The sequence below is a fragment of the Legionella septentrionalis genome (genome assembly GCF_003989745.1).
Lineage (GTDB): Bacteria > Pseudomonadota > Gammaproteobacteria > Legionellales > Legionellaceae > Legionella_A > Legionella_A septentrionalis.
Map to the genome: position 1 here is coordinate 149,861 of NZ_RZGS01000002.1, position 12,623 is coordinate 162,483.

Here is a 12,623-nt window from a genome sequence, read left to right on the forward strand (position 1 = left end):
CATTCGGCAAAAAGGATTAATGTAGGGAACGTATGAGTTCTTTTTGCTGGCTTTCCTCTGCTTTGGGTTCTTCTTTTTCTTTCACCCCAGCTTCCTGTTCCGCGGGGATTGTAAAAAAAGTATCCCCTGCATTACTCCATGTTTTGTATGGATGCCTGGATTCCATTTTATGGTGGCTTGGGCGCTGTACTTGACTGGGGAAGTGTTTTTGCCCATCTTCCTGATTTAATTGCAATAATCCCTTTGTCAAAAACTGCCCCTTATGGATGAGGTGGGCAAGCAAAGTGCTTAATGCGTTTTGTAAATTATTTTCGCCATTATTATGTTTTTCATGGATTAATTGTATGATTTCTGCAGTAAATAGTTCAGGGCATATGTTTGCAAGTTTATTTAACAGGCTTGAAACATTGTTTAATAATTTCGGCTCCGCTTGCTGATCTAATATTTGCAGAAGCAATTTAATCATTGCAGGAGAAAATGCACTGGCATGTTTTTCCGTGAAAGTGAGCAATGCATGCAAGGCAAGTTCCCGCATGCTTGCATCTGCATCGTTAAGAAATTTTGCCACCAACTGGATTTGCTCTGCAGTAATGGCACCGAAATTCACTTGTAAACTGGCTATTTCCAGCAATTTTAAACCCATTTTACATACCGGTTTTTCTTTAGCCATGATATAAAACAAAGCACTCTGAATATGGTTTGGTTTAGCGAGTAAAAGCTCAGGTTTTTTGGCGACAATTAAGCTTAAAATCTTATTGACTGCAGGCATCGGGGAATGTTCAAAAAATTGTGACAATTTAATTTTTTCAAGAAAATCATCTTGAATAAAATCTGTATTTCTTTCAAGAAACAAGGGCAGAACCTCAAGCAAATGATTTTGCAGTGCTTGGTTCTGTGCATGCTGCTGCGAGGCAAGGGTTTTTATAAGAAGGTTGCAACAAGTTAAATTAAATAAATCGGGCCGGCTAACGGATAGTTCCCTTACAATGCGCTCCGCTGCTTTCCCAACTTCGTTATTCTTGTCGGGCAGTTGCATGAGGACGAGCTTAAAAGAATCTTCTGAAAACTGCGCCGGATGATATTGGGAAATTAATAATAAGTTGTGTAATACATTCTTGCGATCATTTGCCCAGGCGGCATGCAGATGTGGTATGAGATGGGGCAGCAAATTTAAATCATTAATTTCTCCTAGCCAACAATGGATGACTTCCTCTGCGGTTTTACGTACATACTGATTCGTGTCTACCAGTGTCTTACATACCTCGCTTAGTAAGTCTTTACTTAACAAATCCGGGCATGCAAGCGGTGCCGAACGCAAGGCATGTAATGCTGCTTTGCGTACATACCAGCGTTCATCGCACAATTTCTTTAGTGTATCTTGTACGTCGGTGTACAAAGGCAAAAACAAATCCGGTCTTTGTCTGGTCAATACATTTAAAAGTTTTTTATCTGCTTTGAGAATATGCCGTTCATCGTGTGGGCTTAACTGTTTTAATATGGTTTCCATGTGTTCGCGGGTGAACAAGGCAGGGCGTTTTTCGGCAAGGACTGCTATGGTTTGCCGGGCAACTTGCCTGCCTCCTTCGCCGTTTTTATGGGAAATAAACTTATTTATCACTATGGGTATATGCTTTTTTTCAAAAATTTCCGCCTGATTGTATGCAAGGACATATAATTCTTTCAAACCGGCTTCGCGAGTGTACCAGGGCAGAAACATGGCTTTGATTGAATAATCAAATTTATCTTCCAAAATCTGCTGCTGCGATTTTTCTTTTAATAATTCCGGCCTTTTTTCAACCAGGATGCGGTATGCATCAAATGCAGCCAGGCGGACGACTTCGTCGCCATCGCTTAAGCAATTGGTGATCGTTTCTAAATCTTCTTCTGTGAATAAATGGGAGTTTTTTTCGGCAATTAATCCCAATGCTTTTAAGGAAGATTCCCGTGCAAACCAGGGTGTAAAAAAATTTAAAACACGGGTTTTAAGTTTATTAATTAAAAATTCCACATCCACTTGCTCGAATAAATCGGTGCGTTTATTGGCAAGAATACGTAAAATATCGAAAGCAATCGCACGTTGGGATGCATAGTCATGATGCAAATCGCGCAAGAGAAGGGTGATGTCTGTTTTATTAAAAAAAGTCGCACATTTTTCTGTGAAGACGGCTAAGGTTGTTTTGGCTGTGTTAGAAATGCCAGTATTGCGTTGTATCAATTTGGTGAGGCTTGCCAGCACTGTTTTATAGTCAAATAAATCTGGTCTTTGCACGGTAAGAATAATTAATTCTTGCAAAGCAGTTTTTTGTTGCTCTAGGTCATGGCTTTGCAATTTATTACTTACAGTAGTTAAAACCTTGGCGGCGTGATGTTTCTCAAGATAAGGAAGTAATAAATACCACATAGCTTGCTTATCATGCAGGGAAGGTTGTGGATCATGGATAAATTCTTCTAAAATTTGCGAAATTTGTTGCTTGGAAAGCAAGGGTAACAAACTTAAGATGCCCATGGCGCGATAACGGCTCAGGGTGGCTAATTGATTTAAAAAATTTATTTCTTTTGCTTCTACACGCACTCCTGTTTTTATTTTGATGCCTATTTTTAATGCATCTAGCAGCAGATAAAAATCCGTGCCGTTATGTACGTTTTTTGCTTCAACAAGGTTTTTTTCAAGATAAGCTAAAACAGTCCGATGCTCTTCTAACTCTTGGCGAGTTCTGGATGAAGAAGTTAATAAATTGAAAAAAATTTTTTGATAAGAGGCGCGCCAGTGGGTAAATTCAGGCAGGTTATTTGCCGTCATTTGGTTCAGTAAAGCATCCAGTTCGCCAAGAAATTTTTGATGGTGTGCGGGCGTTGTCATTGGTTTCAATTTTTTTTCTGCAAAGACACTGCGTGCACTTTTCCCTAAATTGTACAATGTTTTTGCATAGGTTGAGCCCATGAACAATAACCTGCGAGTAGGTATTTATATAATTTTAACATAACGTATTTAAAATTTACAGATAGTGTATATTTTTACTTAAATAAAGCTTATAGAGACGTCTTCTTTTAATCTGGTGGAAGAGTAGGCTACAATAAGGCGTTTTTTTCCTAGGTATTAATCAAACGAGCATTTGTTGATGATTCATAAACCTGCCATATTAGCTCTTGCGGATGGAACCATTTTTCAAGGAATTGCTGTCGGCGCCTACGGAGAATGTGTAGGTGAACTTGTGTTTAATACAGCCATGACGGGTTATGAGGAAATATTAACTGACCCATCCTATGCACGCCAAATTATTACATTCACGACCGCGCATGTGGGCAATACAGGGTGTAATCTTGAAGACATGGAATCGTCGCGGGTTTGGGCCAGCGGCCTTATCATGCGTAATTGTGTCATGCATGCCAGCAATTATCGGGCACAGCAATCCTTGCCTGACTGGTTGAAAAAGCATGGTATTGTCGCCATCGCCGGCGTTGATACCCGCCAACTTACCTTACATTTGCGTGAGCATGGGGCTTTGCATGGATGCATCAGTACGGATGCGTCCAATGTAGAAAAAGCTTTGCAAACGGCGCGTTCCTTTAATGGCTTACAAGGTTTAGATCTTGCCAAAGTCGTATCAAGGCAAACCGTAGAACGGTGGCATGAAGGGCGTGGGGAATGGGCAAAAACTTCCCGGCCTTTGCATTTTCATGTCGTTGCTTATGACTTCGGTGTCAAACATGCAATTCTTAGGATCCTTCATGACCTTGGGTGCCATATTACCTTGGTACCAGCCCAAACATCGGCGGCAGAGGTTTTTGCCATGAACCCGGATGGTATATTTTTATCAAATGGTCCGGGCGATCCGAAAGCTTGCGATTATGCCATAAAAGCCACAAAAGAATTTTTAGACGCCAATGTTCCGATTTTTGGAATTTGTTTAGGGTTCCAAATCCTGGCGCTGGCTTGTGGCGCAAAGTCTGCAAAAATGAAATTTGGGCATCATGGTGCGAATCACCCCGTCATTGACGTGGAAAAACAACGTGTGTTTATCACCAGTCAAAATCATGGGTTTAGCATCGATGAAACTTCTTTGCCCGCTTGTCTTGCAGTGACGCATCGCTCGTTATTTGACCAAAGCTTGCAGGGAATCCATCACCGTGAAAAGCCTGCTTTTGGTTTTCAGGGGCACCCTGAAGCCAGTCCGGGACCCCATGACATTGAAGTAATTTTTGACCATTTTATCAAGCTTATGACAAGGAATTAATTTTTAGGAGTGTGTACAGTGAAATCTTCTTATGTTTTTACCTCTGAATCCGTATCGGAAGGACATCCGGATAAAATTGCAGACCAAATTTCAGATGCCATTCTGGATGCCATTCTGGCACAAGATCCCAGGGCGCGTGTTGCCTGCGAGACATTTGTAAAAACAGGCATGGTGCTGGTGGGAGGGGAAATCACCACCAGTGCCTGGGTCGACGTGGAAGATATCACGCGCAAAGTCATACGCGATATAGGCTATAACAGTTCGGCGATGGGATTTGATTGGGAATCGTGTGCCGTGTTATCAGCAATTGGCAAGCAATCTCCTGACATTGCCCAGGGTGTCGATAACCAGCAAACCCGGCAACTTGGGGCAGGGGATCAGGGAATGATGTTTGGCTATGCCAGCAAAGAAACGGATGTGTTCATGCCGGCTCCTATCGCTTATGCGCATCGTTTGATGAAGCGCCAGGCTGATTTACGCAAGCGGGAAATTTTACCTTGGCTAAGACCGGACGCCAAATGCCAGCTCACATTGAATTATGAACACGGCAAGCCTGTTTCGGTAAACACCATTGTTTTCTCCACCCAACATTCACCGGACGTCGCTTATCATGATTTGGTTGAAGCAGTTCGGGAAGAAATCATCAAACCGGTCATCCCTGCAGCCTGGTTATCGTCGCAAACACGTTATTTTATCAACCCTACCGGCCGGTTTGTGATTGGCGGCCCATTAGGCGACTGCGGTTTGACCGGACGAAAAATTATTGTAGATACTTATGGCGGTATGGCTCGCCATGGCGGCGGTTGTTTTTCCGGTAAAGACCCATCGAAGGTTGATCGCTCTGCTGCCTATGCTGCAAGACACGTGGCTAAAAATTTGGTTGCGGCGGGAATTGCCGAAAAATGTGAAATCCAGGTGTCTTACGCGATTGGCGTTGCCGAACCTACTTCCATCCATGTGGAAACATTCGGTACCGGGCAATTGGATGAAGCAACCATCATTGATTTGATCAACACCCACTTTGATCTGACTCCGCAAGGAATTATCGATCACCATCAATTATTACGGCCTATTTATCAGCAAACGGCTACTTACGGGCACTATGGTCGTGATGATCTGCCATGGGAGCGTTTGGATAAGGTTGCAGAATTGCAAAAGGCTTTATAAGTCTTTCCCCTTTAAGAACAGCTTGCTGTTGCAAGCTGTTCTTTCTTGGCTTTAAGCCACCAGCCTATTTTAGAGGACAATGTTATGTTAATGAATGAAGCAATACGAAATAATGATTATAAAGTTGCCGATTTATCCCTGGCTGCCTGGGGCCGAAAAGAAATTGCCATTGCTGAAACCGAGATGCCGGGTTTAATGGCTTTACGCGAGGAATTTGGTAAAAGCCAGCCATTGCGAGGAGCACGGATAGCCGGCTGTTTACACATGACTATCCAAACAGCTGTGCTCATTGAAACCCTGATTGCTCTTGGTGCAGAGGTACGTTGGTCTTCTTGTAATATTTTCTCAACCCAGAATCACGCCGCCGCAGCTGTTGCCGCCGCCGGGGTGCCTGTTTTTGCCTGGAAAGGTGAAACAGAGGAAGAATATTGGTGGTGTGTGGAACAAACCATACGCGGCCCTGATGGCTGGACCCCCAATTTGTTGCTGGATGATGGTGGTGATTTGACGCAAGTCATACATCAAAAATATCCTGAATTACTGGAAGCGATTAAAGGCATTTCAGAAGAAACGACGACAGGGGTGGCTCGCCTGTATGAAATGGCGAAAAAAGGGCAATTAAAAGTCCCTGCCATCAATGTCAATGATTCGGTGACTAAATCCAAGTTCGATAATTTATATGGTTGTCGTGAATCCCTGCTCGACGGCATCAAACGTGCTACTGATGTAATGATTGCCGGCAAGGTTGCTTTGATTTTAGGTTATGGAGATGTGGGCAAAGGTTGTGCCCAAGCTTTGCGTGGACAAGGCGCTACCGTTTGGATTGCTGAAATTGATCCTATTTGCGCCCTGCAAGCCTCCATGGAGGGTTACCGGGTCGTTACTTTGGATGATGTTGCGGAACAAATCGACATTGTGGTCACTGCAACAGGTAATTACCATGTAGTCGCTCATGACCACATGGTGCGGATGAAAAACCAGGCTATTTTATGCAATATTGGCCATTTCGATTCGGAAATCGATGTGCAAAGCTTGCGGAAATACACTTGGGAAAACATCAAACCGCAAGTTGATCACGTCATCTTCCCCAATGGCAAACGCTTGATCATTCTTGCCGAAGGCCGTTTGGTCAATTTAGGATGCGCCATGGGTCACCCAAGCTTTGTGATGTCTACTTCATTTAGCAATCAGGTATTAGCGCAAATTGAATTATTCCTACACAGTGAGCGCTATCAAAATCAAGTGTATGTTTTACCCAAGCAACTGGATGAAAAAGTGGCCCGCTTGCATTTGCAGCGGATAGGCGCCAAACTTACGCGTTTAAGTGAAGAGCAGGCAAACTACATAGGCGTTCAGGTAGACGGTCCTTATAAGCCGGAGCATTACCGGTATTAACCACCGCCAGTTCCACTTTGCCCGGATTAGCCAAGCTTATCCGGGCGCTTCCTAAAATATCTCCTGGTAAGTGACGCACCTATAGTCGTTAACAAACAAAATCATTTGGAAATACCACAGAGACGCTGCTGTTGAGATGGCTTAGCACGATGGCTCCTGCTTTAAGTTGGCACTGTCCAACCGCATTTTTCGCCTGTTTATCCAAAAATCCATAATGGGTAGCTGAAATAATGTATGGACTGTTTGAACAGGGCAATTTTTCCATCGTTTTAGGAGCACTGCCGCCGCTTAAAGTGAGGGCACGATTGACCCCGATCTCATTGCTTGCGTTAAACGCAACGTGTTCGTACTCTTGCACGGGTGGAGTTGCCACCGCCACTTCGATCGAACAAGAATCTGGATTAGCGGCATGCACAGACAGCATGCCGGCGGTCCAGGTGATGGCAGTTATTTTTATAATTTTTTTAATCATGGCATCCCTTTCTCTAATTTAAACTCATCTACTCTATGCAAGAAACAATATATTTTCAATCCATAAAAAAAGGCGACCTAATGTCGCCTTTGCGAAGGGGGTATTAAAAATTAAAAACCAGCGGGCAAGTTAATGCTGCCAGCCTTGTCTGAGGTTGCAGGTTGCGAATTGATGTAGCATCCTTTCGATTTATCGGCAACCGTGTTTACTGCACCATCTTTGCTGATGGACAAGGTACATAAATTACTATTGCTACCCGCGATGGTCATGGTGGAGGGGCCTGGAATATTTTTTACAAGGCAAGCAGGATTTTTAGTGACCGGATCCGGGCAAGTGATGCTGTTATTGATTAACACCGCTTTAAACGGATATCCGAGATAAACCATGTAGGAATATTGGGTGGATGGTGGTGGCGGCGGTGGGGGTGGCTCGCTGCCGCAAAAACTGCCCTTCAGTTCGCCGGGATTTATATTTTCCAAAGAGCAAGCCAATACTCCTTGCCTGTAAAAATTCACCGTTTTAGCGCGGGGCTCATGGTTATAAGCGGTGACAAATGTTTTGTCTCCGCTTATGAAAGAAGCATAAGCCACGGTATCAGCCGTTAGGTTTTTATTTAAATTGCCCAGATTTTTCAAGTTTTGAATCCAGTAATAAATGCTGGGTTTGGATTCGCCCGGATCTGGGGTATTAGCTTGTTCATCAAAATAACGGGTATAATATTGCAATGCCTTGGCAGGATCGCCCAGTGCCAAATATTTCAATAGCGTACCACAGTAGGCTGAATTTGCCGGATCGCCCGAACAAGGATTTTTCGCATCTTCATTATAAATGCGGTTTACCAGGCTTGCGCTGTAGCCAAGATACAGGGAGCCGGCGCTGACGGGCAGGGTATTGGAGGCAAGATTTTGATAATAACAAGGTTGTCCTGCGCAGAAATAGGTCGAGCGGTCCAGTTTACCATTCCATACATTCCCAACCATTAAATAATTCTGGCCGGTACTGCTATTTGACCATCCTTTCGGGAACACGCCGGAATCGGGATTTAAATTAAAATGATAATGATGCAAGCCTTGTTCTTCAGTAGTGTAGAGATACAATCCGGTTTCCACCAAGGTTTGCGAAGAGGTATCATCGCCTGCAAAACTCACTCCTTCGGTGTTAAGCCCCCATAAAATGATGGCTTGGGCCAAATTCATGAATTCAGCGCTGTCTTCCTCATTGACGTTATCAAAGCTGTAAGGCATTCCCAGAGCCGAAGATAAGCCGGCATAAGGGTCAAAACCGCGGAAATGTGGAAATTTTGTAGATTCGCCGCTGTCCCGGCCAAATTTGTAGTTAAACACATCCCGGATGATTAAATTCACCAATCCACCATATTGTTGCGCCCAATTTTTATCGAATTGCGCGATAGTCGCAGCGGCATCAATGAGATAACCCCAATGGAAAGCATGATCAGTAAGCGTGGTGGCCGTGAAGAAACCGCTTGGGAATCCCATCATGGTATGCCATTTACTGTTATAAGCATAAAACCAGCTTCCCTCAGGCCGCTGACAATCCGGTGTGCCTTGCGGGCACGGATCGGTGTAATTTAAACCCGTAAGAAAACTGGTGACTTGTGTTTTTAAAGCAGCCAACATGTCATCGCGGATTTTTTGATATTTAGCATTGGGATTAGCTGAAGAACCCGTTAAAACGTGGGCAATTTTGATCAATTGCGCTTGCCTGCTTAGTAATTTTCCGGTCGCATAGGTATCCGTCCATGGATTTTTCGCATCCAGATGCGGATTAGCTGGCAAGGTAAACGTATAATTGCCGAGTTTATCCAATTCTTCCTGCGTCAGACGGTTAGGAAGGGCCGGCAATATGCCGTGGAAAGGGACTTCGGTTTTAAAAGAAGAAGAATCAGTCGCAGCCGCAGGAACCGCATATAAATGCATGGTGCCTTTGAGCGTTTGTACGATGCCTTGGTTACCGGTGCATTCCTGGAATAAACACGAGGCTTTTTCAGAACTGCTCATGTTTTTTATTTGCCATGGATAAAGCATGACCACAGGTTGTTTTTTCAAGGAAGCATTTGGGTATACGGTTTGCGTTGCAAAATTGAAATGGGTGATGACTTTATTGCTTGCCTGGTCATACTCATAGTCAATGGCGGTATTGCTGATGAAAGTATAAGCATGCGGCTTCATTTGTTCAGCCAGTGTTTGCGCCGCCGCATCGCTTGTTGCCGGAATAATTGCTACGGAAAAATAGCGGTTGGCATCATTCATATTGATTTGTGTACCTGGCACGATGTTGCCGCTGCCCCCTTGACTGGTAGGAACAATGACAGCTCCAGAGCTTGTCTTCCAGGGACTGGTGGCGCCATCGGGATTGGTAAAATAAGCATAGTAGCGGTAGTTTTGATCAGATGCATTCCGGGTTTTAAACAAACTCAAGCCTGCTTTCTGACTGATTAATTTAGCATCTTGTGAATTATTAAATTGCAGGTAGGAATTGGCTTGATTGTTTTTTTTCTCTACGAATACAAATGGCGAACCTTCAGCCAAGGTGGCAGCAAGGAGCGGAGCATTATTGCGCGCCCACTCGACTTGTACCACCCAATCCGAATAATTGGCGACCAAAGGTGCAGTGCCTGCTAGGTCACCAGAGGTGACCACCACATCGAGTGTATTATCATAGCCGCGGTCTACATGGGCATTATCGACTTTAGGGTTTTGCAATGGAATACCCATGGCAATACCTGCTTCTGTGACGCGTAAGGTCAATGGGTTCGGCAGGAGCAATAAAGGGGACAGATAGTCACTGTCTTTGACGTCTCGAGCCGGTTTATCAATGGCCAAAAGCGGTGTCCACCACATGCCGCTGGTTAAGGCTTTATTGCCAAGCTTGAATTGACTGCCGCGGAAAGCTGATTTTAGGGTTGAGTAGTTCTCTATCAATGGATAGCCTGCATCTTTTGAAACACGGCTGGGATATTTTTGTGCAAGTTTAACTATTTGTTGTTCATCATAATAAATTCCCTGGCCGATTTGCGTGGCGGCAGGGGCTGCACCCGTTATTATCATCAGTGCTATAGGGGTTAATGACAACAGTGCTTTATTTTTCGTCTGATAATTTTTGGTCTTTAACATCGATCCTGTTCTCCTTGTTAAAAAAATTAATCCAAAAGGGTCGATTTTTTTCTAAATGGCCTCCTCACTTTAAATAAAAAAACAATTTATACCCTTTTTTAAAAAAAGATAAAGTTTAGGTGCCTAAGAAATTGTTTAAAAAGAAAACTAGATTGGAGTTTTGAGTTAGAGCATAAGAGTTAATTTTTTTATAAAAAATTTTTTACAGATTTTTAATTTATTAAAAAAATTAAACGATAAGTGGAAAATAAATGCATGCATTTGCAATGTGTAAGAAGAGCCGCAGACTGAACATCCAGTCTGCGGTTTTATCACAGGTTAAAAATTTATGATTCACATCTTTTGACGCGCTCAGAGTAAAGAATTTTTGTGAAGCGATCGTTAAATCGCTTGCGTTAGTTTTCCCAATTTATCCGTTAATTTGGTGTTTTCAGAATAATCTACCGGACAATCGATGAGCACAATTTCATTGCTTGCAAGTGCTGATTGCAAAACGGGCAACAATTCTTGTGCGCTTTGGATGGAATGGGCGCGGATACCGAAACTTTCAGCGTATTTCACAAAATCAGGATTGCTAAATTTAACATGATGAGAATCACCGTATTCAAGCTCTTGTTTCCATTGGATTAAACCGTAGGCATTGTCACGCCAAATAAAAATAATAAATGGAATTTTTTCACGTTTCGCAGTTTCGATTTCCTGCGAGTTCATTAAAAAAGAGCCATCACCCATGACTGCCATGACATGCCGGTCTGGATACACCAGTTTTGCTGCCAGCGCACCCGGTAAAGAAAAACCCATGGTGGCCAAACTGTTTGAAATAATACACGTGTTGGATTGGTAGCAAGGATACAATCTTGCCATCCACATTTTAAGCGCTCCCGTATCGCAGAGGATAATATCGGATTTGCGCATGGCTTTGCGCAAATCTGCTATGATTCTTTGCGGTTTTAAAGGGAAGCTATCGTCATTCTCATGGTCATTAACTTCATCCAAAAGCATCGTTCTTAATTTGGCTAATTCCGGGGAAAGCGTATCACGAGGTTTGATTTCATTGGCCAGTGCATCGAGACAGGCACCAAGGCCGCCCTCTATCCCCACCGTCAAAACATAATTGGCATCCACTTCTGCCGGTGTTCCATGGATATGGATTATCTTTTTATCGCGGTGTGGATTCCAGGCACTTGGCGCATATTCCACTAAATCATAACCCACGGTAATGATGAGATCAGCGCGCGCGAAGCCAAAATTAGTGTAATCCTGGCGCATAAACCCAATGGCTCCGATGACTAAAGGGTTATCGGCAGGGACGACCCCTTTTGCCATAAACGTGGTAGCTATCGGAATTTTTGTTACATTAATGAAACGGGCCAGCGCTTCTTCAGCATGATGCCGGTAAACGCCTGCTCCAGCTAAAATCATCACTTGTTTGGCTGCATTAATGCATTCAGCCGCTTTTTTAATTTGTTCATGATTGGGCATAGTCATTTTAGGCGATTGTGGCCGCAGGGGGATTTCGGCAGCCGGCAATTGAGCGACATCTTCCGGTAAAACCAATGCCACGGCACCACAACGCTCGGATTGAGCTTGTTTAAATCCTTTACGCACCAATTCCGGTACGGAAGAGGGCAGGGATAACATGGCATCCCATTTGGTTACGGCTGAAAACAAACGCGTGAGATCAATAATTTGATGGGATTCTTTATGCAGGCGATTTATGGCGGCTTGCGCCACCAAGGCCACTAAGGGTGAGCTATCCAGATTGGCATCTGCCGTACCTAACAATAAATTAATGGCACCAGGGCCTAAAGTTGCCAGACAAACGCCGGCTTTGCCAGTCAGGCGTCCATAAATATCCGCAATGAATGAAGCCCCTTGCTCATGACGGGTTAAGATAAAGCGAATTTTTTGAGATTTAGACAAAGCTTCGATGAAATCGGTATTTTCTTCGCCTGGTAAGCCAAAAATGTATTCTACACCTTCTTCTTCCAGGCATTTTACCAACAATTCAGCTACATTTTGTTGCGATCCTTTCATTTTTTATAATCCTTTATTATGCGACTAATACTAGTTTAGATGGTTTGAAATCGTTTCGTTAATGCAGCGACAAGGATTTGTGCAAACATAAAGAATGAAAGCCATGCGAATGCTTAAAGCAGCGCTTTCTTTATGATGTGTAAAAGAAAGTTGCTTAAATTTAAAAAAGAATGCTCTTGTCTA

Annotated in this window: 7 protein-coding genes; 3 read left to right on the forward strand and 4 right to left on the reverse strand. The window is 43.5% G+C overall.

Annotated elements, in window-relative coordinates; genetic code table 11:
* Positions 1–16: 16 nt before the first annotated feature.
* A complete protein-coding gene (locus ELY11_RS01750; RefSeq protein WP_127032398.1) occupies positions 17–2,941 on the reverse strand; it encodes a HEAT repeat domain-containing protein in 2,925 nt (974 codons plus the stop codon).
* Positions 2,942–3,119: 178 nt separating this feature from the next.
* Between ELY11_RS01750 and carA the strand changes: the two genes are divergently transcribed.
* The 3 genes from carA to ahcY all read left to right on the forward strand — a co-directional run bounded on the left by carA (position 3,120) and on the right by ahcY (position 6,797).
* Complete coding sequence (gene carA, locus ELY11_RS01755; RefSeq protein ID WP_127032399.1) at positions 3,120–4,235, forward strand: glutamine-hydrolyzing carbamoyl-phosphate synthase small subunit; 1,116 nt, start codon at positions 3,120–3,122, stop codon at positions 4,233–4,235.
* Between the two features lie 18 nt (positions 4,236–4,253).
* The gene (gene metK / locus ELY11_RS01760) at positions 4,254–5,402 is read left to right on the forward strand and encodes a methionine adenosyltransferase (protein ID WP_126953846.1); all 1,149 of its coding nucleotides are present in this window, start codon (positions 4,254–4,256) and stop codon (positions 5,400–5,402) included.
* A gap of 84 nt (positions 5,403–5,486) precedes the next feature.
* Positions 5,487–6,797 carry an adenosylhomocysteinase gene (gene ahcY / locus ELY11_RS01765; protein WP_127032400.1) on the forward strand — a complete coding sequence of 437 codons (1,311 nt, stop codon included), beginning with the start codon at positions 5,487–5,489 and terminating at the stop codon, positions 6,795–6,797.
* A gap of 88 nt (positions 6,798–6,885) precedes the next feature.
* Here the strand turns inward: ahcY and ELY11_RS01770 are convergent, their stop codons facing one another.
* From ELY11_RS01770 to ELY11_RS01780, 3 genes are all read right to left on the reverse strand, one after another.
* Complete coding sequence (locus ELY11_RS01770) at positions 6,886–7,269, reverse strand: hypothetical protein (RefSeq protein ID WP_126953844.1); 384 nt, start codon at positions 7,267–7,269, stop codon at positions 6,886–6,888.
* Between the two features lie 110 nt (positions 7,270–7,379).
* The gene (locus ELY11_RS01775; protein ID WP_127032401.1) at positions 7,380–10,403 is read right to left on the reverse strand and encodes a glycosyl hydrolase; all 3,024 of its coding nucleotides are present in this window, start codon (positions 10,401–10,403) and stop codon (positions 7,380–7,382) included.
* A gap of 381 nt (positions 10,404–10,784) precedes the next feature.
* Positions 10,785–12,440 carry an acetolactate synthase large subunit gene (locus ELY11_RS01780; RefSeq protein ID WP_126953842.1) on the reverse strand — a complete coding sequence of 552 codons (1,656 nt, stop codon included), beginning with the start codon at positions 12,438–12,440 and terminating at the stop codon, positions 10,785–10,787.
* Positions 12,441–12,623: the final 183 nt, after the last annotated feature.